The sequence below is a fragment of the Pseudactinotalea suaedae genome (genome assembly GCF_009733815.1).
Lineage (GTDB): Bacteria > Actinomycetota > Actinomycetes > Actinomycetales > Beutenbergiaceae > Pseudactinotalea > Pseudactinotalea suaedae.
In genome coordinates this window covers 288294-312607 of record NZ_WNXY01000002.1, presented here as the reverse complement: position 1 = coordinate 312607, position 24314 = coordinate 288294, and the positions used below count along the sequence as shown (strand labels likewise).

Here is a 24314-nt window from a genome sequence, read left to right as displayed (position 1 = left end):
CCCAAGGTCGAATGGCAATCGGTTGCCGCGTGTTGTAGCGTCGCCGATCATGGCAGAGCGGCCCACGACGATCTACGACGTCGCACGTGCTGCAGGGGTGGCACCGTCGACCGTCTCCCGCGCGTTCTCGCGGCCCGGACGCGTCAACGCCGAGACCGCGGAGCGGATCCGCGAGGTGGCCGCCGAGCTGGGGTACCGGGCCAACCCGCAGGCACGCGCCCTGTCCACGCGCACCACCTCGATGATCGCGGTGCTGCTCGCCGACATCGCCAACCCGGTGTTCGCCGAGCTGGTCCGCGGTGCCGAGGAAGCGGCCGCCGAGGCCGGCTACGCGATGGTCCTCGCGGACACCCGGGAGTCCGCGGGTCGCGAGCGCGAGGTCCTCGACAAGATCCTCCCCGCCGTCGACGGCGTGGTGCTCGCGAGCCCGCGGATGTCCGACACCGCGGTGCGCCAGGTCGCCAAGGTCAAGCCCACCGTGGTGCTCAACCGTGAGGTCGGCGGCCTGCCGAGCGTCGTCGTCGACAACCCGCGCGGCATGCGCCGGGCGGCCGAGCACCTCGCCGGCCTCGGCCACGGTCACGTGACCTACCTCGCCGGCCCGGAGGCGGCTTGGCCCGACGGCGTCCGGTGGCGTGCCCTGCGCGACGCCCGGCACGACCTGGGGCTGACCGTGCGCCGTGTCGGGCCGGTGCCGCCGACCGTCAACGGCGGCATCCGCGCGGCCGCGGCCTGGGCCGCGCACCCGACCTCCGCCGTCGTGGCCTACAACGACATGATCGCGATCGGGTTCATGCGGGGCGTGCTGGCGATGGGCAAGCGGGTCCCCGAGGACGTGAGCGTGATCGGGTTCGACAACACCCAGTCGGCCGAGATCGTCTCGCCCAGTCTGACCACCGTGGCATCGCCGCAGCGCGAGCTCGGCGCCCGCGCGGTGCGGCACGTGCTGGCGTTCGTGGGCGGTGCCCGCAGCACCTCGACCGAGCCGGTGGTGCTGCCGTCCAAGCTCGTGCTGCGGGCGAGCACGGGGCCGGGTCCCGAGCACGCCTGAGCCGGCCTGCACGAGGCGGCTGCGCAGCAAGGGCTGGCAATAGGTGGCGCCGCACCAGGCAATCGTCCAAGCATGACCACCATGCCTGCACTGGAGCTGCACCCCGACCGACTGCTGCCGACCGACCCGGCCATGCGCGACGTCGCGCGCGAGCTGTACACCTCGGTGGCCGACCTGCCGATCATCAGCCCCCACGGGCACGTGCCGCCGCAGTGGTTGAGCGAGGACATCCCGTTCACCGACCCCACCTCGCTGCTGATCACGCCGGACCACTACGTCACCCGGATGCTGCACGCCCACGGCGTCTCGCTCGCCGACCTCGGGGTGGGGCAGGGCCCGCTCGACGAGGCGGCGTCCCGGCGTGCGTTCCGCATCCTGTGCGAGCACTGGAGCGCCTACCGCGGCACACCCGTGCGGTACTGGTTGATCGACGAGCTCGCGGGCATCTTCGGCGTCACCGAGCGGCCCAGCGCCGAGACCGCCGACGCCATCTACGACGCGATCGCCGAGAAGATCGCCACCCCGCAGTTCCGGCCCCGCGCGCTGTTCGACAGCTTCGGCATCGAGGTGCTCGCCACCACCGACGACCCCTGTGACGACCTGTCGCCCCACGAGGCGCTCGCGGCCGACCCGACCTTCGCCGGCCGGGTGGTCCCGACCTTCCGCCCGGACCGCTACCTCGACCCGCGCGAGACGACCTGGAACGAACGGGTCACGCGACTGGGGGAGACGGCGGGGATCGCCGTCGACGACTACGCCGGCTACATCGCGGCGCTCGAGGACCGCCGTCGTTACTTCATCGACCACGGCGCGGTCTCCACCGACCACGGCGTGGTCGACGCCGAGACCCTCGTGCTCGAGGCCGGCGAGGCAGGCCGGCTGTACGCCGCCGCGCGTGCGGGCTCGGCCACCGATGCCGAGGCCGACGCGTTCCGCCGTCACATGATCAGCGAGATGGCCCGGATGTCCTGCGAGGACGGGCTCGTCATGACGATCCACCCCGGCGTCAGCCGCAACCACCACCGGGCCACCTTCGAGCGGTTCGGTCCCGACGTCGGCTGCGACATCCCCACCACCGTGGAGTACACCCACGCGCTCTCGCCGCTGCTCAACGCCTACGGCACCCACCCCAACCTCAACCTCGTGCTGTTCACGATCGACGAGACCGTGTACTCACGCGAGGTCGCCCCGCTCGCCGGGTTCTACCCGAGCGTGTACGTGGGCGTGCCCTGGTGGTTCATCGACGCCCCGGAGGCGATCCGCCGGTTCCGCGCCGCGGTCACCGAGACCGCCGGGTTCTCCCGCACGTCCGGGTTCATCGACGACACCCGCGCCTACTGCTCGATCCCCGCCCGCCACGACATGTCGCGCCGCCTCGACGCGGGCTACCTCGCCGGGCTCGTCGCCGAGCACTCGCTGGCCATGGACGAGGCGCTCGACGCCATCAACGACCTCGTCGCCACCAACCCCCGGAAGGTGTTCAAGCTGTGACCCGCCTGTCTCGTTCGCTGCCCGGCATGCCCGCCGCGGCCCCGGTGCGGATCGTCCACCTGGGCGTCGGCAACTTCTACCGCGCCCACGCGGCCTGGTACACCCATCACGCGCCGGACGCCGCCGCGTGGGGGATCGCCGCGTTCACCGGTCGTCGTCCCGACGCCGCCGAGGCGCTCGCGCCCCAGGACGGGCTGTACACGCTCGTCACCAAGGGTGCTGGGGGTGACGCGACCGAGGTGATCGGCTCGATCGCCGCCGTCCACCGCTCGGACGAGCACGAGGCCTACCTGGGCTACCTCGAGGACCCGGCGGTCGCCGTCGTGAGCCTGACCGTGACGGAAGCCGGGTACCGGCGGGCCGACGACGGCACGATCGACCGCGCCGACCGCGCCGTCGCGGCCGACGTCGCGGGGCTCGCCGGCGATCCGCGGGCGGCGGTCACGACCGCGCCGATGAAGCTCGTGGCCGGCCTGCTCGCACGCCGCGCGGCCGGTGCTGGGCCGATCGCGATCATGTCGTGCGACAACCTGCCCGACAACGGTGCCGCCGTTCGCGCGGTCGTGCTCAGCGCGGCCGAGACGGTGGACCCGGCGCTGGTGGCGTGGATCGAGCAGAACGTCGACTTCGCCTCCTCGATGGTCGACCGCATCACGCCGGCCACCACCGACGAGGACCGCGCTCTGGTGCGCGAGTCGATCGGTGCGCAGGACGCCTCGCCGGTGCCCACCGAGCCGTTCTCGGAGTGGGTCATCAGCGGGACCTTCCCGGCGGGTCGGCCGCAGTGGGAGGCCGCGGGGGCGCAACTGGTCGAGGACGTCGAGCCGCACGAGCGGCGCAAGCTGTGGCTGCTCAACGGATCGCACACGCTGCTGGCGTACGCGGGCTCGATCCGCGGGCACGCGACGATCGACGCCGCGATCGCCGACCCCGCCTGCCGCGGCTGGGTGGAGCAGTGGTGGCAGGAGGCCGAGCGGCATCTCGGGCTGCCGCACGAGGAGATCAGCGCATACACGGCCGCGCTGCTGGACCGCTACGCCAACGCCCGGGTGCGGCACCTGACCGCGCAGATCGCCTACGACGGCTCGCAGAAGCTGCCCGTCCGCACGGTGCCGCTGGTGCGGGCCGAGCGGGCAGCCGGGAACGTGCCGGTCGGCGGCGCCACCACGCTCGCCGCCTGGGTGCTGCACCTGCGCGGCGAAGGGGCGCCGATCCACGACGCCACGGTCGCCAAGGCCCAGGCCGCCGCGACCTCCGGTGACCTGGCGACCGCCGTCCCCGCCGTCCTCGACCTGCTCGGCCTCGGCGGCGACGACGAGCTTACGACCGCCGTGCTGACCCAGGTCGACGCGATTCACGCCTGATCCGCGGACGTCAGCGTCGCTGCTTCGGGCGGTGGAGCTGGCGTCCACCGGTCGGCTGCTCGCCGCTCGCACTGTTGCAGAAGTGACAGCGGGGTGCTTCCCGCCACGTCCCCCGGATCGTGCCGTTGTGGAACTGACGTCGAGGCGCGTTCCGCAATGCGCGGAGGCCGGGGCTGCAAGACGGTCGCGTCCTGCCCGGGAGGGCTCCTCGAGATCGCGAGAGGAGACAGGCGCGAGTACGATGACCCCATGCGCTTCAGGCTGCTCCTTATCTAGCCGCGGCGAGAACCGACTTCTCAGCCGCGGCCGCCCCTCGCCCGAGGGGCTTTTTTGTGCCCGGAGGATCCAGTCAGCGCAGCACCGCACGAGCACGAGGGATCGAACGCGACCATGAGCACCGAGACGACCGCGAACAGTGAGAGCACCGACGCGTCCTACGACGTCGTCGCCATCCAGGAGCGGTGGCGGCCGGTGTGGGAGGAGCTCGACGCGTTCCGCGCGGGGAGCGCCGCACCCGGCGCCGAGAAGCGGTACGCGCTCACGATGTTCCCCTATCCCAGCGGCGACCTGCACATGGGTCACGCCGAGGTGTTCGCGCTGCACGACGTGCTCGCGCGGTACTGGTGGCTGCGCGGCTACGACGTGCTCAACCCGATCGGGTGGGACTCCTTCGGCCTGCCGGCCGAGAACGCGGCGATCCGCAACGGCATCAACCCCAAGGACTGGACCTACGCGAACATCGAGACGCAGGCCGCCTCGATCCGCCGGTACGGCGTCAGCTTCGACTGGTCGCGCCGGCTGCACACCTCGGACCCGGAGTACTACCGCTGGACGCAGTGGCTGTTCCAGAAGTTCTACGAGCGTGGGCTGGCGTACCGGAAGGCCTCGCCGGTCAACTGGTGCCCGAACGACCAGACCGTGCTGGCCAACGAGCAGGTCGTCGGCGGCATGTGCGAGCGCTGCGGCGCCGTCGTCACCAAGCGTGAGCTGACCCAGTGGTTCTTCAAGGTCACCGACTACGCCCAGCGGCTGCTCGACGACATGGACGGCCTCAAGGACACCTGGCCCGAGCGGGTGCTGACGATGCAGCGCAACTGGATCGGCCGGTCCGAGGGCGCCCACGTCGACTTCGTCATCGAGGGCCGCGAACAGCCGGTCACCGTGTTCACGACCCGCCCGGACACGCTGTTCGGTGCGACCTTCTTCGTGGTGGCCGCCGACGCGCCGCTGGCCGCCGAGCTGGTGACCGAGGACCGGAGGGCCGAGCTCGACGCCTACCTGGAGGGCGTGCGCCGCGCCTCCGACATCGAACGACTGGCCACCGACCGGCCCAAGACGGGGGTCTTCCTCGGCCGCCACGCGATCAACCCGGTCACCGGCGAACGCATCCCGGTGTGGGCTGCCGACTACGTGCTGGCCGACTACGGCACCGGCGCGATCATGGCCGTCCCCGGCGGCGACGAGCGCGACCACGCGTTCGCCCAGGCGCACGACCTCCCCGTCGTGCACACGGTGCAGCCCCCGGAGGGCTTCGACGCCGACGGCGGCGCGTACTCCGGTGACGGCGTCACCATCAACTCCGCGAACGCCGAGATCGACCTGAACGGTCTGGGCGTGACCGAGGCCAAGCGCCGCGTGCTCGAGTACCTGGAGGCCACGGGCGCCGGCACCGAGACGATCAACTTCCGGCTGCGGGACTGGCTGCTCTCGCGCCAGCGGTTCTGGGGTGCACCGATCCCGATCATCCACTGCCCGGACTGCGGCGAGGTGCCGGTCCCCGAGGACCAGCTGCCGGTCGTGCTGCCGGATCTGCAGGGCGACCAGCTGAGGCAGCAGGGCGGCAAGTCCCCGCTGGCGAACGCCACCGACTGGGTCAACGTGGCGTGCCCGCGCTGCGGCGGTGCCGCCCAGCGGGACACCGACACCATGGACACGTTCGTCGACTCCTCGTGGTACTTCCTGCGGTACGTCTCGCCGCAGGACGACGCGCAGCCCTTCGACGTCGAGGACGTCCGGGCGTGGATGCCCGCGAACCAGTACGTCGGCGGTGTCGAGCACGCGATCCTGCACCTGCTGTACTCGCGGTTCTTCACCAAGGTGCTCGCCGACATCGGCCTGGTCGACTTCCAGGAGCCGTTCACCGCGCTGCTGAACCAGGGCCAGGTCATCAACCAGGGCAAGGCGATGAGCAAGTCGCTGGGCAACGGTGTGGACCTGGGCACCATGATCGACGAGTACGGGGTCGACGCCGTGCGGCTCACCCTGGTGTTCGCCGGTCCTCCCGAGGACGACATCGACTGGGCCGACATGTCGCCCGGCGGCTCGCTGCGGTTCCTGCAGCGCGCCTGGCGGCTGGCCGGGGACGTCACGTCCGCGCCCGGCACCGACCCGGCCGACGGCGATCGCGCCCTCCGGCAGGTCACCCACCGCACGGTGCGGCAGGCCGAGGAGCTGCTGGAGCTGCATCGCTTCAACGTGGTGGTCGCCCGCACGATGGAGCTGGTCAACGTCACGCGCAAGGCGATCGACTCCGGCGTCGGGGGAGCGGACCCGGCGGTGCGGGAGGCGGTCGAGGCGGTTGCGATCCTGCTCTCGCTGGTGGCGCCCTACACCGCTGAGGACATGTGGGAGCGGCTGGGCCACCAGCCCACGATCGGCCGCGCCACCTGGCCCACCGTCGAGGAGAGCCTGCTGGCGCAGGAGACCGTGACCGCCGTCATCCAGGTGATGGGCAAGGTACGGGCGCGGCTCGAGGTCTCGCCGGACATCAGCGAGGCGGACCTGCAGGAGCAGGCGCTGGCGGCGATCTCCAGTCACACCGAGGGCAAGACCGTGCGCCGGGTGATCGTGCGGCCGCCCTCGCTGGTCAACGTCGTCCTGGGCTGACCGGATGACGGCCGACGCGTCCACCACCGGGTCCAGGAGCATCGTGCCACCGGACTCGGACGCGTTCGCCGTCGTGGCGGTCGAGGAGCACGCCAGCCTGCCCACGGCCGGTGACGGCGACCTCTGGCCCAGCGCCTGGGCCGACGACGACGCCCTCTACGCCGCCTGCGGCGACGGCCTCGGCTTCGCCGACGGCGACTGGTCCGACATCCTGGTCAACCGCATCGACGGCACGCCCGCGACCGGTCTCAGCGGCGAGCGGCTCAGCTCCGGGAGGGACGTCGCGCCCGTCTGGACCGACCCCAGCCGGTTCAACAGCAAGCCCACCGGGATGGTGGCCGTCGACGGCAACGGCGACGGCCGCGACGAGCTCTACCTCGCGGTGCAGGACCTGCGCCACGGCGCGACCCCCGACACCTTCAACACCGCTCCCGCGGCCGGCATCGTGCGCTCCGACGACTACGGACGCACCTGGCACCACGGTGCCGGGCCGATGTTCACCGGCGAGATGACCACGCTGATGTTCCTCGACCTCGGCCGGAGCAGCTCGGGTGCGAAGGTCCTGCGTGACCTCGTGCCGCCCGACGCCGAGGACCCGGCCGGCTTCGTCTACGCCTACGGCCTCGACCACAACTGGCGCACCTCCTACTCGGGCGTCGTGCCCGACCCGGAGGACCTCTACCTCGCGCGTGTCCGGGTCGACGCGATCCAGGACCGCGCCTCGTGGCGCTTCTTCGCAGGGCTCGACGGCGGCGCGCCGCTCTGGTCGGCGGCGCTCGCCGAGCGGGTTCCCGTGCTGACCGACACCCGCCGCACCGGCACCGGCGAGCCGGTCGTCACCGGCCCGAAGCCCGTGCCCGGGTCGGTGCTCGCCCAGGGCGGGGTGGTCTACAACGCGCCGCTGCGTCGGTTCCTCTACACCTCTTGGACCGAGTTCACGTTCGAGTTCTACGAGGCCCCGACGCCGTGGGGTCCCTGGCGCCGCATCCTCACCCACGACTTCGGGCCGTTCCCGTGGCGCGGGCCGCTGGCCGCCGAGGCGCGTCACGGCGGGTACGCGACGACCGTGCCCAGCAAGTTCATCAGCGCCGACGGCCGCGAGGCGTGGGTGCAGTCCAACTGGTTCGTCGGCGCCTCGACCTACGGGGGAAGCAGCTACGGGTTCTCGCTGCGCCGGTTGCGCCTCGAGCCGATGCCGGCCCCGGGAAGCCCCCCGCACCCGGTGGCCGGCGGGAGCAACCTGGCCGCCCTGCCGCAGGCACAGCCGTTCGCGACGGCCTGCCGCTCCGGACAGCTCGGCGTGCTCGTCGACGGACGTTCCGATCGGGCCGAGGACTCCTGGAACGGGGTCGTCAAAGAACGCGAGCACTGGGGTGTGGCCTGGCCGTTCCCGGTGGTGACCGACGCCGTCGAGTACACGACCGGACCGTTCGACAACGGGTCCGGGTGGTTCGTCGAGCCGCCGCAGGTCGAGGTGCGGGACGGCGCGGGGTGGCGTGTCGTGGACGGCACCACCATCGAGCCCGCGTACCCGTGCTCGGCCGCGGCGACGGGCCGTCGGACGTTCACGTTCCGGTTTCCGGCGCAGGTCACGACCGGGATCCGGATCGCCGGCCGGGCGGGCGGCTGGGGCGGGTACACCTCGATCGCCGAGCTGGTGGTCCGAGCAGCCGGAACCGCCGATGGCACCACGGCGAGCGCCGATCGTGGGAGCATCACGGCGTGAGCAGGGCGAGATCGGGCGGGGGCGCGACGGTGCGGATCACCGATGTGGCGCGCGCGGCGGGCGTCTCGGCCGCCACGGTCTCGCGGGTGCTGAACGGTGCCGCGACCGTGGACCCGGCGCTCGCCGAACGCGTGCGCGCCGCCGCCACCGAGTCGGGGTACGTGCCCAACCCCAACGGCCGCGCGCTGCGTCGCCAGCGGACCGACGTCTGGGCCGCGATCGTCTCGGACCTGCAGAACCCGTTCTTCACCTCGCTGGTCGCGGCGGTCGAGCACGTCGCGGTGCGCAACGGGTTCTCGGTGATGCTGTGCAACACCGACGAGCAGCTGGATCGGGAGCGCGGATATCTCGCGACCGCGATCGCGCAGCGGATGGCGGGCGTGGTCGTCTCGGTGACCTCGCAGGAGGACTCCGACCTGTCGGCGCTCCTGGCCGCCGGGGTCCCGACCGTCGTGGTCGACCGGCGCGTGCACGACTTCACCGGTGACACGATCCTGCTGGACAACGTGCGAGCCGGTCGGATGGCTGTGCAGCACCTGCTCGAGCTCGGCCACCGCGACATCGTCTGCCTGGCGGGACCCTCGGGCGTCAGCACCACGGAGGACCGGTTGCGCGGCGCGCGCGACGCCCTCGACGAGGCCGGCTTCCCCCACGACGACGGACGCATGCTTCGCTCCGACCTCCGCGCCCCCGACGCCCAGTCGATGGTCGCCGAGCTGTTGAGCGGTCCCGATCGCCCGGACGCGATCTTCGCGACCAACGGCCCCGTCACGGTCGGCGCCTACCAGGCGATCCAGGAGAGCGGGCTGCGGATGCCGGAGGACATCTCGCTGATCGGCGTCGACGACGAGCGCTGGGCCCAGATGGTCCGCCCGAGCGTGACCGTGGTCGCGCAGCCGGTCACGGAGATGGGGGAGCGGGCCGCCGAGCAGCTGCTGCGCCGCGGCACCGAGCCGGATGCGCCGGTGCTGCACCTGCTGCTGACGCCGCGCCTGCTGGTCCGCCAGAGCACCGGCCCGCGCCCCGCCCGCTGACCGGCGAGACCCTTCCGAGGTCGTCCGGTCACGATCTGGTCACGACGACTTCCCTCGCGGCGAGAAATCGATTACTGTGCCGAGTAATCGATTCCTGAGTCACGGAGGACACGGGGCATGGTCGACAACATCGACGAGCTGGACCGGCTGGATGAGGCCGTGCGTGCGGGTGTCGGCGCGATGAGGATCGAGGCGAGCGCCATCACGGTCGCCGCCGACCGCATCGCGCCGCAGCTGAGCGCCGCCGTCCGGCTGATCCGCGGTGCCCGCGGTCGTGTGCTGATCTCAGGCATCGGCAAGTCCGGCCACGTCGGGGCGAAGATCGCCGCCACGCTGGCCTCGACCGGAACCCCGGCCCAGTTCGTCCACTCCTCCGAGGCCCTGCACGGCGACTCCGGCATGGCGACGCCCGCCGACGTGGCGATCCTGATCTCCAACTCCGGCGAGACGGCCGAGGTGAACCAGTTCGCGACGATGCTCAAGCGCTGGGGCGTCCCGATGATCGCGATGACGCGGGACCCGAGCTCGACACTGGCGGACCTGTGCGACGTCCACCTGGACATCGCTGTCGACCGCGAGGCGGACCCGCTGGGACTGGCTCCCACGACCTCGACCACGGTCACGATCGCGATCGGGGACGCGCTGGCCGCGGTGCTGATGACGATGTCGGGCTTCACCCCCGAGCAGTTCGCCGAGCGGCACCCGGGCGGCGCGCTCGGCGCGCAGCTGGGAGCCGGCTCATGAAGGTCTTCGTGCTCGCCTCGTTCATGTACGACCTGGTGGCCACGGCGCCGGTGCGGCCCCAGCCGGGCCAGACCGTCGTCGGCACCCACTTCGAGACCTTCGTGGGCGGCAAGGGCTTCAACCAGGCGGTCGCGGCCAGGCGCGCCGGCGCCGACGTCACCGTGCTGGGGAGACTCGGGGACGACGCCTTCGGCGAGGAGTTCCGGGAGTTCCTGCACGCCGAGGGGATCGCTGCGGAGCACGTGATCGCCGATGCCGCCGCCGGGACCGGCGTCGGGCTGCCGGTGGTGGAGACCGGTGGTCAGAACTCGATCGTGATCGTGCCGCGCGCGAACCAGCAGGTCACGCGCCACGACGTCGCGGCGGCGTCCGCCGCCATCGCGGGCGCCGACGTGCTGCTGGTGCAGCTGGAGCTCCCCGTGGCCGCCATCCTGGCGGCCGTGCGGATCGCCCACGCCTCCGAGGTGACGGTCGTGCTGAACCCGGCGCCGTACGTCGAGCTGCCGCCGGACCTGCTGGCGATGGTCGACGTCCTGGTCCCCAACGAGGGCGAGCTCCGCGAGCTGGCCGGCGCCGCCGCCGAGGCCGACATCGACCAGGTCGCCCGGGAGTACTGGCACGGCCGCCGCGGTGCGATGGTCGTGACGCTCGGTGAGGACGGCGTGCTGCTGCTCGACGGCGACGCGCCGCCGGAGCGCATACCCGCTCGCTCGGTGGCGGCGATCGACACGATCGGCGCGGGTGACACCTTCTGCGGCAACCTCGGCGCCCGCCTCGCAGCCGGCGAGAATTTGCGCGACGCCGTCGTCGCCGCCAACGCGGCGGCCGCGCTCAGCGTGCTGCGCCGCGGCGGCGCACCTGCGGCACCGACCGCAGCCGAGACCGCGGACGCGCTCGCCCACCCCGACGACCCACCCGCACTCGCCCCCAGTGGCGTCCGGACCCACGCCTGAGAAGGAGCATCGATGACGATCACCCACGGGTCGAGCCCCGCCACCGGCGCGGGCTACGGCGGGTACGGCAGCAGCCTGCGCGATCTGCCGCGGCTGCGGAACCACCGGCGGCTGCGCGTTTCCAGCTGGGACACCACCGGCGGGAACGACGACCGGGTCACGGTGCGTGCGGGGGAGACCGTGACGCTCGCCGACATCGCCGGCGCCGGGGCGATCAACCACATCTGGGTCACCGTGGCGCCGCTGAACCCCGCCGGTCCGGAGACCGCCGACCAGGACTTCCTGCGCAAGCTCGTGCTGCGGATCTTCTGGGACGACTCGCCCGAGCCCAGCGTGCTGGTGCCGGTCGGAGACTTCTTCGGGGTCGGCCACGCCCGCACCGTCAACTTCGCATCGGCTCCGCTGCAGATGAGCCCGCAGGACGGCAAGGGCTTCAACTCCTTCTTCCACATGCCGTTCGCCACCCGCGCACGCTTCGAGCTGACGAGCGAGTGCGAGTCCGAGGCACTCGCCTTCTACTACTACATCGACTACGACGCCTTCAGCGAGCTGGAGCCGGGGCTCGGCCGGTTCCACGCCAGCTGGAACCGGCAGAACCCGACCGACGGCGTCGAGCAGGGTTCGATGACCAACCCCGAGTATCTGTTCGGTGGCAGGAACGTCGGTGGCGAGGGCAACTACACGATCCTCGACACGACCGGACGTGGCCACTACGTGGGATGCGTCCTCAACGTCACGAACCTGCGGCACACCGCTGACTGGAACTGGTACGGCGAGGGCGACGACATGATCTTCGTCGACGGCGAGAGCTGGCCGCCGAGCCTGCACGGCACCGGGACCGAGGACTACTTCAACACCGCGTGGTGCCCCAGCGAGAGCTACGCCTCGCCGTACCACGGCATCACGCTGCCCGGCGGCGAGAACTGGTCCGGACAGATCTCGATGTACCGGTTCCACATCGAGGACCCGGTGACCTTCACCAGCTCGATCAGGGTGACGATCGAGCACGGCCACAACAACCACCGCAACGACGACGTGTCCTCCACGGCCTACTGGTACGCCGAGGAGCCGGCCACCGGGCTCACCCTGCTGCCGGTCGAGCAGCGGCTGCCGAGGCTCGCGTGAGCAGGCCGCGCACCACCGCAGCGATCATCGCTGCCCTCGCCGCCGGTGCTCTCGTGGCGTGCACGGGAGGAGGCGGTACCGACGTGGACACCGACACCGACAAGCCGTTCGTGGTCACCGGCGTCAGCGACGTCACCCAGGTGGCCCAGCTCACCGGACCCGGCGCCATCAACGACACCGAGGCGGTCGCCGTCGCCGGTACCGACCTGGGGTCGATGGTGACGGTCGACGACGTCACGTACTTCGTCTTCGGGGACACGTTCGGGACCCGCGAGGAGGGCATGACCGGTGGTGGTGGCGGCAACTGGCGCTCCAACGCGATCGCGTACACCACCGACGACGACCCCTCCGACGGCATCACCTTCGACGGCTGGGTGCTCGACGACATCGGGCTGGCCCTGGAGGTCGCGGTGGGGGACAAGGCTCCCAACGACGGCGGGGGAGAGGTCACCAAGATCCCGACGTACGGGTTCGCCGTCGACGGCGCGATGTACCTGCACTACATGTCGGTGAGCTACTGGGGCGAGCCCGGGCGGTGGGACGCCGACCACGCCGGGCTGGTGCGCAGCACCGACGAGGGCCAGACCTGGGAGGTGCTCCCGGACCCGCGGTGGCCCGGCGACTCCAACTTCGTCCAGGTCGCGGCCGCACCGGTCACCGAGGACGGCACCGAGTACCTCTACCTCTGGTCGATCCCGTCGGGCCGGTTCGGCAACGTGCAGCTGATGCGCGTGCAGGCGACCCGTGAGGCCGTCGAGGACCTCGGCGCGTACACCTACTTCTCGGGCACCGACGACGACGGCGCACCCCTCTGGTCGGAGGACATGAGCGCGGCAGCCACCGTGCTCGACCGTGCCGTCGGGGAGCTGTCGGTCATCCACCACGAGCAGACCGACCGGTGGCTCCTGACGACGATGGTCGACAACGGTGACGCCGTGCTGCTCGAGGGCCTCACACCGTGGGGCCCGTGGAGCGAGCCGCACGTGCTCACCACGCAGTCCGAGACACCCGGTCTCTACGCGCCCTACATGAGCCCGCGATACGTGAGCGAGGACGGTGGCACCGTCTACTTCTCGCTCTCGATCTGGGATCCCTACAACGTGTTCTGGTACAGCGCTCGGCTGGAGACCGCCGATGGCTGACCGCGCGAGGCTTCACCCGTCCAGGTCCCACCCAGTCATCGAGGAGGATGGCACATGAGAAGTACCCAGTTCCGCGCCATGGGCATCGTCGCGGCGGCGGGCGCAATCGCGCTCACCGTGGCGGCATGCGGTAGTGGCACCCCCGGCCAGCCGGCCGACACCGGAGGCGGTGGCGACGACGTCCCTGAAGGAGCCACCAGCGTCGAGTTCTGGCAGCTCAGCTTCCAGGACGTCGAGAACGACTGGTACACCGATGCGATCGACGCCTTCAACTCCTCGCAGGAGGACATCCACGTCAACCTGACGCAGGTGCCCGGCGACGCGTGGGAGCAGCGGATGACGGCGGCGCAGGCAGCCGGCAACGCGCCCGACATGTACACGATCGCGTACAACGGCGTGATCTCGGCCGCGACCACCGGTCAGATCGTCTCGCTCTCGGACCACATCGAGGACGACGTCTGGTCCGACATGCAGGAGAACGTGCTCGGCTCGGTCTCGATGGACGGCGCGCACTACGCGTTCCCGATGCTCGTGGAGCCGTCGTCGGTGCTCTGGTACCGGACGGACCTCTTCGAGGCCGCCGGTATCGACGGCCCTCCGACCACGTGGGAGGAGCTGCAGGACTACGCGGCGCAGCTCACGACGGGCGACGTCTACGGCTTCGGCTCCGCACAGGCCGCCGGTGACATGGGCTGGAGCACGTGGGGCCTGCAGTGGAACGTGGCCGGGCACCTGCCGATCTCCGACGACTGGAGCCAGGCCGAGGTGGGCGACGAGTACGCACCGCTGCTGCAGGCGTGGCAGGACATGTACGCGGCGGGCTCGATGCCGCAGCAGGCGCTCGCCGGGTACGCCGACGCCAACCCGATGGGGCAGGGTCAGCTCGCGATGAACATGGGCGGCTCCTGGTTCGCCAGCGTGTTCATCAACGACTTCCCGGAGATGGTCGAGAACATCGGCGCCGCGCCGATGCCCAGCTTCCACGGCGACCCTGCGGCACCGACCGCCACGCTCGGTGGCTGGACCTGGGTCGTCGACGCCAAGAGCGAGGTCCCCGAGGAGGCCGCCACGGTGATCGCCTCGATCCTCGGAGGCGGTGACGACGAGCACCTGCTCGAGTACTTCGAGGGCACCCAGTACTCCAAGTACTCCCCGCGCTCGGCCGTCAACGACGCGCTCGTGGAGGCTGCCGCCGACTCCGAGAACCCGTGGGCCTCGATGATCGCCTCGGAGATCGTGCCGACGGCGATGCCGGAGGCGTCCTACCCCTGGGACATCTCGCTGGCGTTCGCCACCGCGCTGGAGCAGGCGATGCAGGGCACCGACGTGAGCACGGCGCTCGCTGACGCCGAGACCGAGATCAACCGGCTGATCGAGGCCAACCAGCTCGCCGGCACCGCGCCGCAGTAGCAGTGCCGCTCCGGTCCGGCGCGGCGACGCCGGACCGGAGCCCGCCGGCCGGTTCGATCAGAGGGAGTCGAGGATGACCCAGACGGTTCAGGTGCCGGAAGGCACCAGCACCATGCCCGGCGGCGTGCGCCGCCGGAGTGGTGGACGCGTGCGACCACCGCGCGCGAGGACGGGCATGAGCGCCCGCAGCAACGTGATGGCGTACGCCATGCTCGCCCCGATCGTCGTGCTGCTGACGATCTTCGTGGTGTGGCCGGTCGTCTACGCGATCTACCTGAGCTTCTACAACTGGAGCTTCTACACGCCGCCGATCCCGGTCGGCTGGCGCAACTACGTCAACGTCCTGGGCGACCGGACCTTCATCGAGTCGGTCGGCCGCGGTCTGCTGTTCGCGATCATCGTGGTGCCGACGCAGCTGGTCATCGGGTTCCTGTTCGCGAGCCTGGTCAAGACGGTCAGCGGCAAGATCGCGACCATCCTCAAGGTGAGCATCTACATCCCGACGATCATCTCCGGCGTCATCGCCTCGATCGTGTTCGTGCTGATCTACAACTACCAGGGCGGCATCCTCAACGCCTTCGTGGGAATCTTCGGAGTGGAGAAGCAGGCGTGGCTGGGCAACGCCGACACCGCGCTGGCTGCACTGACCGTGCCGGCCGTCTGGCTGGGGCTGGGCATCGGCACCCTGATCATGCTGGCGGGACTGGTCGACATCCCGACGTCGTACTACGAGGCGGCGGATCTCGACGGAGCGAGCTGGTTCCAGAAGACGTTCTTCATCACGATCCCGCTGATGCGCAACATCTTCCTGTACCTGCTGATCGCCGGCTTCACGGGCGCGGTGCAGCAGTTCGAGCTGCCGCTGGTGATGACCGACGGCGGTCCGCTGGAGCGGACCCTGCTCCCGAACCTCTACATCTTCCAGCACTTCCGCAACGACACCTACGTGGGCTACTCGATCGCGGCGGCGATCCTGCTGATGCTTGTGCTCGGCAGCATCTCCGCCGGGATCTTCCGGGTCCTCAACTCCGAGAAGGCGGTGGACGGCTGATGGCTGCCGAGACCCCGGTGACCGCACCGGCGATCAGCTCGATCGGGCGAGCACCACGCAAGACCGGGCGTTCCGACAGCGGCCCCAAGGGCGTGCTGGTCGTGGCCGGCAAGGCGGTGATGGGCACGCTGATCGTGCTGCTCGCGCTGTTCCCGCTCGCGTGGATGGTGATCGCGGGCTTCAAGAGCCGGTCGGAGGTCGTGGAGACGCCGTTCCAGTTCTTCCCCGAGATCTGGCGGTTCGAGAACTACCAGCAGATCCTCGCCGATCCCGAGTTCGTGCGGTCGATGAGCGTGACCTTCGCCGGTGCGCTGCTGTTCACGGTGCTGTCGCTGACCGTCAACTCCCTCGGGGCGTACGCGTTCGCGCGGCTGGAGTTCGCGTTCAAGAACGTGCTCTGGGTCTACGTGATCACCACGATGTTCATCCCCGGCATGGCGATCCTGCTGACCTCGTTCGTGGTGGTGACACGCCTGCGGATGCTGGACACGCTCGCGGTGCTGGTGCTGCCCGGTGCCGCCTCGGCCGCTCACCTGTTCTTCATGCGGCAGTACTACCTCAACGTGCCGCTCGCGCTGGAGGAGGCGGCGACCCTGGACGGTGCCAGCAAGTGGGCGATCTACCGGCACATCTTCCTGCCGATGAGCAAGCCCGTGTTCGTGGTGGTCGGGATGACGTCGTTCCTGGCGTTCTGGAACTCCTACGTCTGGCCGATCATGACGATCACCAGCCGGGACCTCTACCAGATCCAGCAGTACCTGGCCACGTTCCGCTCGGAGCGAGCGGCCGAGCTAGGGATGCTGATGGCGGGATCGACACTGGCGGCGCTGCCGGTGCTGATCCTGTTCCTGGTCTTCCAGCGACACATCATCGGAGGCATCAAGATCGCGGGGCTGAAGTAGCCGACGACCTGTTCAGGGGAGGTTGGCGAGGACCGCGGTGGCGATCGGCGTCGACCCCTGCGTGAGCTCGAGGATCTGCCTGCGGACCCGCGGCTCGTGCAGCAGCTCCGCCAGCGTGGCGGCCACGTCCTCGCGTGCGATCTCGTCGTGGGGCTGCGCCGGGCCGAGCGAGACGGTGCCGATCCCGGGGCGGTCCAGGAGCAGCGACGGCCGAAGGATCAGCCAGTCCAGTCCGCTCATGGTGACCGCGACGTCGACCAGCTTCTTGACCGCGAAGTAGAACTCGGCGTCGTCGCCGAGGTGTTGGCCGCGGCCTGCCTCGGGGAGCACGGACACCAGCGTGAAGCGGTTCACACGGGCGAGGCATGCCGCCTCGAGAGCGTTCACCACGCCTTCGCCGTCGATCGCGGACGTGACGTCCCGCGGGCCGGCGTTCGACCCCGCCGTGTACACGACGGCGTCGACGTCGGCGATCATGAGCGCCATCGAGTCAGCAGTCAGCTCCGCCAGCTGACCCACGTGGCTCTCGATCCCGCGGGCCCTGAGATCGGTCCGTTGCTCGCCGCGACGGACGAGGCCGACGACGTCGTCACCCCGATCGACCAGATTCCTCGCCAGCAGTCCGCCCACGGCCCCGGTGATCCCGAAGATGAAGACCTTCACGAGCGCTCCGTTCCTGCCCGTCCCGCCGGCACGGCCATCGGGCCGTCGCGCAGCACCGCGTCGGGGTCGTCGAGGAGGTGAGGATCGGGGAGCACCGGTCCAGGCTGCCTCCCCTCACCAGGGGTTCGCGTCGGTAGAAGCCACCGAGGTGGTGGGCAGGCCGCGCCGGCCGCTCAGGACAGGCGGAGCTCCCGCAGCTCGCGGCGGGAGGCGATGCCGAGCTTGCGGTAGATGTTGCGCAGGTGTGCCTCGATGGTGCGGGGGCTGAGGAACAGCTGGGCGCCGACCTCGCGGGAGGTCGCCCCGGTGGCGACGAGCCGTGCGACGTGCAGCTCCTGGGTGGTGAGGTCGTCGGTCGGCTGGGCGGTCCGCGCTCGTGGGTGCTCACCCGTGGCGCGGAGCTCGCGGGCGGCGCGCTCGGCGAACGCCCCGATGCCCATGTCCGAGAGCAGCTGGTGCGCGGTACGGAGCTGGTCGCGGGCGTCCTGGGGGCGGCCCTCGCGGCGCAGCCACTCGCCGTAGACGAGGTGGGTGCGGGCGAGGAAGACACGCCACCGGCAGTGGGTGAGCCGTGCGATCGCCTCGCGGTAGTGCTCCTCGGCGGCAGGCCCGGTCATGGTCAGCGCACGTGAGCGCGCGGCCAGCCCGAGCGCGAAGTCGGTCCCGCTGGCGCTGGCGCGGGCGCTGAGCAGCTGCAGTGCGGATTCGGCACGCTCGGGCTCACCGGCGCGGGTCGCCGCTTCGACGAGCTCCGGAAGGGCGAGGGCGCTGTACGTCATGTCGTCGTGCTCGCACGGCGGTGCCGCGGCGGCGAGGGCCTCGTCGTAGTGGCCCAGACCGTTGTGCAGCACGGCGAGGGTGGCCTGCGCCAGGGAGACCGTCGAGCCCTCACCACGTTCCGTCGCCTCCGAGACCATGGTGGCGTAGAGCTCCATCGTCTCGGACCGCTCCCCGCGCCAGGCGGCCAGCATGAGCCGGGCGTTCGGCAGCGGCGGGGCCCCGATCGCCTGGGTGATCGCGGCCTCCTCGGCGGCAAGCTCGGTGGAGCGGCTGAGGTCACCGGTGAGAACCAGTATCGAGGCGACGGCGTTGAGCGCGGCGGGGAGCGAGGACAACGAGCCGGCATCGCGGGCCAGCCGGACGGCGCTGGTGGCCAAGGTGTAGAGGGCCCCGTCGTCCCACAGCATCGACGCGACATGGCAGGCCAGCCACATCCACTGGCGGTCGTCGTCCCGGGGTCGGGACTCGTCGTCGAGAAGCGTCTCGAGGGACAGCTGGAGGGTGGGAACGCTCGCCTCGAACCCGTGCATGAACCGTGTCGCCAGCCCGTCCAGCAGCAGATCGACCGGCCGGGGCGGGGTCGACGACGGCGGCGCGTCCTGGGCGGCCGCAGCCGTCTCGAGCACCCCGCCGCCGCGGGCGAGGTGGCCGGCGTGGATGGCTGCATCGAGCGCGTGCAGGAAGGTCTCGCGAGCGAGCGCCGGGTCGAGCGGGGCGAGCGTCGTGGCGGCCTCGAGCAGCATCCCCGGGATGTCGCTGCCCCGCGTCAGGTGGAACGCGATCTGGGCGCGGAGCAGCTCCAGCCGGGCGCGTGGCAGGGCTTCCAGCGGTCCGCTGTCCGCGACGCCCAAGAGATCCAGGGCGGTCGCGGATGCGCCGGCGTCGTGCTTGGCGTGCGCCGCCTCGAGCGCTCGCACCGCACGGGTGGCTGGATCGGGCGTCAGCTCGACGGCGTGCTGCAGGAACGCGGCGGCGGCGGCCACACCGCCGCGCGCCCGCGCCCTGCCGGCGGAGCGGACCAGCTCGGCTGCGGCTTCCTCGTCGGTGCCGAGCACCGCCTGCGCGCGGTGCCAGGCTCGCCGGTCGGGGTCGGCCTCGGGGTCGGTGGCGGCAGCGAGCGCGTCGTGGGCACGGCGGCGGTCCGGCGGCGTGGCTGCCTGGTACACCGCCGAGCGCACCAGCGGGTGGCGGAACCGCACCCGCGAGTCGATCTCCACCAGACCGGCGACCTCCGCGGGTGACGCGGCCTCCCGGGGCAGGTTCGCGTGCGCCGCCGCCCGCCACAGCAGCGTCACGTCACCGGTCGGCTCGGACGCGGCGACCAGCAGCAGCTCCTGCGTCTCGCGGGGCAGGCTGGCCGATCGGCGCCGGAAGCTCTCCTCCACGCGACGCGGCACGCTCAGCGCATCAGGCAGCTCGAACCCGCCTGCGAGGTGCGTCGGCCGCGCGTTGCGGGGCAGCTCGAGGAGCGCCAAGGGGTTGCCCGCTGCTTCGGCGAGGATCCGCTCGCGCACGTGCTCGTCCAGCGGCACGTGCACGCCGGCGCCGAGCAGGGCACGCGCATCAGCGTCGTCGAGACGATTCAGACGCAGCTCCGGCAACCCGGCGAACAGCGGGCGGTCGGCCTCCCCGGAGTCGCGCACCGCGAACACGAGCGCCAGATGCTCGGCCGCGACCCGCCGGGCGACGAAGGCCAGCACCTGGGACGAGGCCTCGTCCAGCCACTGCGCGTCGTCGATGAGGCACAGCAACGGCCCCTGCTCGGCGACCTCCGCCAACAGGTGCAGAACCGCCAGCCCCACCAGGAACCGGTCGGGGGCGGCGCCGCCGTGGAGCCCGAACGCCACCCCGAGTGCGGCCTGCTGCGGCTCGGGCAGCGTGCCGGAGCGGTCGAGCAGGGGCGCGCAGAGCTGGTGCAGCCCCGCGAAGGCGAACTGCGTCTCGGACTCGGCCCCGACCGAGGACTCCACCCGGACGCCCGCGGCTAGTGCCGCCCGCCGAGCGTGCTCGAGCACGGCGGTCTTCCCGATGCCCGCCTCGCCCCGGAGGACCAGAACGCCGCTGCGCTCCGACCGCGCCCGGGACACGAGTCTCTCGACCGCTTCGCGCTCCGGGCGCCGGCCCACGAGATCCGCCAGCTTCGTGCTCCTGTCAGGGCCCCCGCGGTCTAGGTAGCCAACACCGTAGTGGTCCCTGACGCGAAAGGCGACAGCACCGCGGTGAGGACATGCCCTCTACCTGCCGCCCCCGCGGTTCTCGCTCAGGGTGGCCCTGACGGGTACGTGGCTCTCACCGATGCGACGACTCTGCCCCCGCTGGGAGTCTGATCTGCAGCAGCAGCCGGGCCATGCGGGCCGGCATCAGGCGGCGGTCGCCGCACGCACGACATCGGCAGCCGCGCTCCGCCGATCGACAGACGCGAGGAGTTCCCATGGGCACCGCTCGAGTGCTTGGCGGACGTTATGAGCTCGGTGACGTCATCGGCCGGGGTGGCATGGCCGACGTCCATCTCGGTCGCGATCTCCGTCTCAACCGCTCGGTCGCGGTCAAGATGCTCCGCACGGAGCTGGCCCGGGATCCGCGTCTGTGGTCCAGGTTCCGACGCGAGGCCCAGGCGGTGGCCGGCCTCAACCACCCCGCCATCGCCGCCGTCTACGACTTCGGCCACGACGGTGTCGAGAGCGACGCCCTTGACGGGAGCGATGCTCCGTTCATCGTCATGGAGCACGTACCTGGCCGCTCGCTCCGGGACGTGCTGCGTGAGGGCCGCCTGGCACCGGAGGAGGCCGTCCAGCACCAGCTGGGGGTGCTGGCGGCGCTGGACTTCAGCCATCGAGCCGGCGTGGTCCATCGCGACATCAAGCCCGCCAACGTCATGATCACGCCCGACGGCGACGTCAAGGTCGTGGACTTCGGGATCGCCCGTGTCAGCGGCGACGCCGGCGCGACGGCGACCCACACCCGGGCGGTCCTGGGAACCGCGCAGTACCTCTCGCCCGAGCAGGTGCGCGGCGAGATCGCCGACGCCCGCAGCGACCTGTACGCCGCGGGCTGCCTGCTCTACGAGCTGCTGACCGGCCGGCCCCCGTTCGTGGGTGAAAGTGCGGTCGCCGTCGCCTATCAGCACGTGCACGCGCAGCCCGTGCGGGCCAGCGTTCACCGCGCCGGCATTCCTCCTTCGCTCGACGTGGTGCTGCTCACCGCACTCGCCAAGGACCGCACGGACCGGTTCCCGAGCGCCCGGTCGTTCAGGGAAGCGCTCACGTCGGCCGCCAAGGGCCTGGTCCGCGAGAGCGACTGGGCCGACATGGAGACGCTGCAGAGCGTGTCTGCCACATGACCCGCCAGTGAGCACACCGCACGCACTGGCCTCACGAAAGGAACGGCAATGGGATACATCAGCGTCGGGAACGAGAACAGCACCCCGATCGAGATCTACTACGAGGATCAAGGCACGGGTCAGCCACTCGTCCTGATCCACGGGTACCCGCTGAACGGTCACAGCTGGGAGCGTCAGACCCGCGCTCTGCTCGCCGCCGGTTACCGCGTCATCACCTACGACCGCCGGGGCTTCGGCCGGTCGACGAGCGTCGGGTCCGGCTACGACTACGACACCTTCGCAGCGGATCTGAACACGCTGCTGGAAACCCTCGACCTGCACCAGGTCGTCCTCGTCGGGTTCTCGATGGGCACCGGCGAGCTCGCCCGATACGTCTCGCGCTACGGGCACGAGCGCATCGCCAAGCTGGCGTTCCTCGCCTCGCTCGAGCCGTTCCTCGTCGCCGGTGAAGACCATCCTGAAGGACTGCCGCAGGAGGTCTTCGACGGCATCGCGGCCCAGGCCAAGGGTGACCGCTACGCCTGGTACACGAACTTCTTCTCCGACTTCTACAACCTCGACGAGAACCTCGGCTCCCGCATCAGCCAGGAGGCGGTCACGGCAAGCTGGAACGTCGCCATCGCGAGCGCTCCCGTGGCGGCCTACGCCGTCGTCACCTCGTGGATCGAGGACTTCCGCCACGACGTCGACGCCGTCCGCGCCTCCGGCAAGCCGGCACTGATCCTGCACGGCACCGCCGACAGGATCCTTCCGATCGCCGCCACGGCCCACCGCTTCCGCGGTGCGCTGCCCGACGCTCGATACGTGGAGGTCGAGGGCGCCCCTCACGGTCTGCTCTGGACGCACGCCGACGAGGTCAACGACGCCCTGCGGTCCTTCATCGGCTAGACCCACACGAGCGCGGCAGCGCCACCAGCCAACATCGCCGACCCCCCGACACACCAGGAAGGAATCACCATGAGCAAGCAGCTGCTGGCGAAGCGGCCCGGCGCCGCGACCCTGCACGCCACGAGAAGCGGACCTGCCCCGACGCCACCGCGACGCGTGACGCCGGAGACCACCACCGAGCAGGGGGCGATCAGCCTCGCCGCCGCCCTCGGCGGCATCTTGCTGAGCGTGGCGGGCGAGCACCACGCGACGAGCCCGGCCGGCGAGCTGCCGCGGCACGCGCCGCGTCCCTGAGGTCCGACACCGAGGAGGAGCCCGATGGCCTGGAGCACGCGTGAGCTCGCCGAGCTCGCGAGCACGACGGTCAACACGATCCGGCACTACCACCGCCTCGGGCTGATCGAGGAGCCCGAACGCCGCTACAACGGGTACAAGCTGTACGGCGTGCGGGATCTGGTGACCCTGCTGAGGATCCGGCGGCTGGTGCACCTGGGCGTCCCGCTCGCCCAGATCGGAGAGGTCGTGGCCGGCGGCGAGAGCACGCCGGAGGCGTTGCGTGAGCTTGACGCCGAGCTGGCTGCGAGCATCGCGCGACTTCGACAGGCGCGGGCCGACATCGCCACGATCCTGCGCGAGAACGCCCCCGCAGACGGGCCGGCGGGCTTCGAGTCGGTGGCCTCGGCCCTGTCCGAGTCCGACAGCTCGATCATCCACATCTACACACAGCTCTACGACGCGGACGCGCTGGCGGACCTGCGACGCATGGTGGAGGTCGATGTCGACGCCGGCGCCGTCGGGAAGGCGATCGACGCGCTCCCGGCCGATGCGGACGAGGCGACCCGCACGCGGCTCGCCGAACGGCTCGCGCCGACGCTCGCCCAGAACCTGATCGACTACCCGTGGCTCAGGGATCCGGTGAAGCACCTCGCACGGAGCGAGCGCGTCACACGGCAGACGTTCGTCGAGGCCCTGACGGAGCTCTACAACCCCGCTCAGCTCGATGTCCTCGAACGCGCCGGCATCCTCGCGCAGCAACGGCTGCAGGAGGACCAGCAGACCGGCGACGTCGAGCAGTCATCACCCACCCCTTGACCGTGTGGTGAGAACACCGTTTCTACTGAACGCAAGCCGGCGCGGCGCACCTGTCACCGCAGCCCGCCCCCCATCAGACAAGGAAAGAGACCCGCCATGAGTCCCATCGAGCAGCTCATCGTCAACTTCCAGGAGCTCGTGGCCCAGGTGCCCGAGCTGCTCCGACCGTTCATCGTCATGCTCGCCGCAGCGGTCCCGTTCATCGAGGGCGAGGGCGCATCCATCATCGGCGTCTTCGGTGGGGTGCATCCGGTGGTCGCGGGCGTCGCAGCCGCGATCGGCAACTTCGTGTGCGTGCTGGTCGTCGTGATGGTGACCTCGCGGGCCAGGACCGCCGTCGTGGATCGGCGTGCGGCCGCCGTCGGCGTGACGGCGGGCGCGGGGGGTGCGCCGCAGGACATCGACCTGCCGGACGCACGGGAGCCCGCTCCCGCCGCACCTGAGTCGAAGGGGCGCCAGCGGTTCACGAGGTGGCTCGTCCGGTTCGGCGTCCCCGGCGCGAGCATCCTCGGCCCCCTCGCCATCCCCACCCAGATCACGTCAGCGCTCCTGGTGGCCGGCGGAACGGCACGCGGATGGGTCCTGCTCTGGCAGGGCGTCGCGATCGTCATCTGGACGACGATCGCCACCGTCTCGGTCTGGGCCGCCCTGACCTACGTCGTCGGGGTCTGA

The 24314-nt window shown here is 71.1% G+C and carries 20 protein-coding genes; 18 read left to right on the top strand and 2 right to left on the bottom strand.

Annotation, left to right across the window (positions count from 1 at the left end):
- The first annotated feature begins 49 nt into the window (after positions 1 to 49).
- From GPA04_RS04830 to GPA04_RS04770, 13 genes are all read left to right on the top strand, one after another.
- The gene (locus GPA04_RS04830; protein ID WP_156222919.1) at positions 50 to 1051 is read left to right on the top strand and encodes a LacI family DNA-binding transcriptional regulator; all 1002 of its coding nucleotides are present in this window, start codon (positions 50 to 52) and stop codon (positions 1049 to 1051) included.
- Between the two features lie 81 nt (positions 1052 to 1132).
- Positions 1133 to 2542, top strand: coding sequence for a glucuronate isomerase (gene uxaC / locus GPA04_RS04825; RefSeq protein ID WP_170299342.1), 1410 nt, complete (start codon positions 1133 to 1135; stop codon positions 2540 to 2542).
- A complete protein-coding gene (locus GPA04_RS04820) occupies positions 2539 to 3906 on the top strand; it encodes a mannitol dehydrogenase family protein (RefSeq protein ID WP_241680610.1) in 1368 nt (455 codons plus the stop codon). Before uxaC ends, GPA04_RS04820 begins: the two co-directional genes overlap by 4 nt.
- A 390-nt stretch (positions 3907 to 4296) precedes the next feature.
- Positions 4297 to 6792 carry a leucine--tRNA ligase gene (leuS, locus tag GPA04_RS04815; protein WP_156222915.1) on the top strand — a complete coding sequence of 832 codons (2496 nt, stop codon included), beginning with the start codon at positions 4297 to 4299 and terminating at the stop codon, positions 6790 to 6792.
- A gap of 4 nt (positions 6793 to 6796) precedes the next feature.
- Positions 6797 to 8518: a glycoside hydrolase family 183 protein gene (locus GPA04_RS04810; protein WP_156222912.1), complete on the top strand. Its 1722-nt coding sequence runs from the start codon at positions 6797 to 6799 to the stop codon at positions 8516 to 8518.
- Entirely contained in the window at positions 8515 to 9552 is a 1038-nt protein-coding gene (locus tag GPA04_RS04805) for a LacI family DNA-binding transcriptional regulator (protein ID WP_162458520.1), read from the top strand. Before GPA04_RS04810 ends, GPA04_RS04805 begins: the two co-directional genes overlap by 4 nt.
- Before the next feature lie 117 nt (positions 9553 to 9669).
- Positions 9670 to 10296 (top strand): KpsF/GutQ family sugar-phosphate isomerase, encoded by a 627-nt coding sequence (locus GPA04_RS04800; protein ID WP_156222910.1) that lies wholly within the window; start codon positions 9670 to 9672, stop codon positions 10294 to 10296.
- Positions 10293 to 11249, top strand: coding sequence for a ribokinase (locus GPA04_RS04795; protein WP_156222908.1), 957 nt, complete (start codon positions 10293 to 10295; stop codon positions 11247 to 11249). Before GPA04_RS04800 ends, GPA04_RS04795 begins: the two co-directional genes overlap by 4 nt.
- Positions 11250 to 11261: 12 nt before the next feature.
- Entirely contained in the window at positions 11262 to 12374 is a 1113-nt protein-coding gene (locus GPA04_RS04790) for a glycoside hydrolase family 172 protein (RefSeq protein ID WP_156222906.1), read from the top strand.
- The gene (locus GPA04_RS04785) at positions 12371 to 13516 is read left to right on the top strand and encodes a glycoside hydrolase family 183 protein (protein WP_156222904.1); all 1146 of its coding nucleotides are present in this window, start codon (positions 12371 to 12373) and stop codon (positions 13514 to 13516) included. Before GPA04_RS04790 ends, GPA04_RS04785 begins: the two co-directional genes overlap by 4 nt.
- Positions 13517 to 13570: 54 nt before the next feature.
- Positions 13571 to 14926, top strand: coding sequence for an ABC transporter substrate-binding protein (locus tag GPA04_RS04780; RefSeq protein ID WP_156222902.1), 1356 nt, complete (start codon positions 13571 to 13573; stop codon positions 14924 to 14926).
- A 175-nt stretch (positions 14927 to 15101) separates the two neighbouring features.
- Positions 15102 to 15977, top strand: a complete 876-nt coding sequence (locus tag GPA04_RS04775; RefSeq protein ID WP_241680609.1) for a carbohydrate ABC transporter permease — start codon at positions 15102 to 15104, stop codon at positions 15975 to 15977.
- Positions 15977 to 16879 carry a carbohydrate ABC transporter permease gene (locus GPA04_RS04770; RefSeq protein ID WP_156222901.1) on the top strand — a complete coding sequence of 301 codons (903 nt, stop codon included), beginning with the start codon at positions 15977 to 15979 and terminating at the stop codon, positions 16877 to 16879. Before GPA04_RS04775 ends, GPA04_RS04770 begins: the two co-directional genes overlap by 1 nt.
- A gap of 12 nt (positions 16880 to 16891) precedes the next feature.
- Here the strand turns inward: GPA04_RS04770 and GPA04_RS04765 are convergent, their stop codons facing one another.
- Entirely contained in the window at positions 16892 to 17542 is a 651-nt protein-coding gene (locus tag GPA04_RS04765) for an NAD(P)H-binding protein (protein ID WP_156222899.1), read from the bottom strand.
- Between the two features lie 173 nt (positions 17543 to 17715).
- Positions 17716 to 20448 carry an ATP-binding protein gene (locus GPA04_RS04760; RefSeq protein WP_156222897.1) on the bottom strand — a complete coding sequence of 911 codons (2733 nt, stop codon included), beginning with the start codon at positions 20446 to 20448 and terminating at the stop codon, positions 17716 to 17718.
- 305 nt (positions 20449 to 20753) lie between these two features.
- On the opposite strand from GPA04_RS04760, the gene GPA04_RS04755 reads away from it, so the two are divergent.
- The 5 genes from GPA04_RS04755 (at position 20754) to GPA04_RS04735 (ending at position 24314) form a co-directional block, all read left to right on the top strand.
- A complete protein-coding gene (locus GPA04_RS04755; protein ID WP_156222895.1) occupies positions 20754 to 21662 on the top strand; it encodes a protein kinase domain-containing protein in 909 nt (302 codons plus the stop codon).
- Between the two features lie 48 nt (positions 21663 to 21710).
- Positions 21711 to 22550, top strand: a complete 840-nt coding sequence (locus tag GPA04_RS04750; RefSeq protein WP_156222893.1) for an alpha/beta fold hydrolase — start codon at positions 21711 to 21713, stop codon at positions 22548 to 22550.
- 69 nt (positions 22551 to 22619) lie between these two features.
- On the top strand, positions 22620 to 22844 hold the full coding sequence (locus GPA04_RS04745) for a hypothetical protein (protein ID WP_156222891.1): 225 nt from the start codon (positions 22620 to 22622) through the stop codon (positions 22842 to 22844).
- 24 nt (positions 22845 to 22868) lie between these two features.
- A complete protein-coding gene (locus GPA04_RS04740; protein WP_156222889.1) occupies positions 22869 to 23642 on the top strand; it encodes a MerR family transcriptional regulator in 774 nt (257 codons plus the stop codon).
- 96 nt (positions 23643 to 23738) lie between these two features.
- Complete coding sequence (locus GPA04_RS04735) at positions 23739 to 24314, top strand: small multidrug efflux protein (RefSeq protein ID WP_156222887.1); 576 nt, start codon at positions 23739 to 23741, stop codon at positions 24312 to 24314.

Excerpts from the sequence above, each read along its gene's own strand:
- GPA04_RS04830 (WP_156222919.1), top strand. The coding sequence starts at position 50 with ATGGCAGAGCGGCCCACGACGATCTACGACGTCGCACGTGCTGCAGGG.
- uxaC (WP_170299342.1), top strand. The coding sequence starts at position 1,133 with ATGCCTGCACTGGAGCTGCACCCCGACCGACTGCTGCCGACCGACCCG.
- leuS (WP_156222915.1), top strand. The coding sequence starts at position 4,297 with ATGAGCACCGAGACGACCGCGAACAGTGAGAGCACCGACGCGTCCTAC.
- GPA04_RS04810 (WP_156222912.1), top strand. The coding sequence starts at position 6,797 with ATGACGGCCGACGCGTCCACCACCGGGTCCAGGAGCATCGTGCCACCG.
- GPA04_RS04800 (WP_156222910.1), top strand. The coding sequence starts at position 9,670 with ATGGTCGACAACATCGACGAGCTGGACCGGCTGGATGAGGCCGTGCGT.
- GPA04_RS04795 (WP_156222908.1), top strand. The coding sequence starts at position 10,293 with ATGAAGGTCTTCGTGCTCGCCTCGTTCATGTACGACCTGGTGGCCACG.
- GPA04_RS04790 (WP_156222906.1), top strand. The coding sequence starts at position 11,262 with ATGACGATCACCCACGGGTCGAGCCCCGCCACCGGCGCGGGCTACGGC.
- GPA04_RS04780 (WP_156222902.1), top strand. The coding sequence starts at position 13,571 with ATGAGAAGTACCCAGTTCCGCGCCATGGGCATCGTCGCGGCGGCGGGC.
- GPA04_RS04775 (WP_241680609.1), top strand. The coding sequence starts at position 15,102 with ATGAGCGCCCGCAGCAACGTGATGGCGTACGCCATGCTCGCCCCGATC.
- GPA04_RS04770 (WP_156222901.1), top strand. The coding sequence starts at position 15,977 with ATGGCTGCCGAGACCCCGGTGACCGCACCGGCGATCAGCTCGATCGGG.
- GPA04_RS04755 (WP_156222895.1), top strand. The coding sequence starts at position 20,754 with ATGGGCACCGCTCGAGTGCTTGGCGGACGTTATGAGCTCGGTGACGTC.
- GPA04_RS04750 (WP_156222893.1), top strand. The coding sequence starts at position 21,711 with ATGGGATACATCAGCGTCGGGAACGAGAACAGCACCCCGATCGAGATC.
- GPA04_RS04745 (WP_156222891.1), top strand. The coding sequence starts at position 22,620 with ATGAGCAAGCAGCTGCTGGCGAAGCGGCCCGGCGCCGCGACCCTGCAC.
- GPA04_RS04740 (WP_156222889.1), top strand. The coding sequence starts at position 22,869 with ATGGCCTGGAGCACGCGTGAGCTCGCCGAGCTCGCGAGCACGACGGTC.
- GPA04_RS04735 (WP_156222887.1), top strand. The coding sequence starts at position 23,739 with ATGAGTCCCATCGAGCAGCTCATCGTCAACTTCCAGGAGCTCGTGGCC.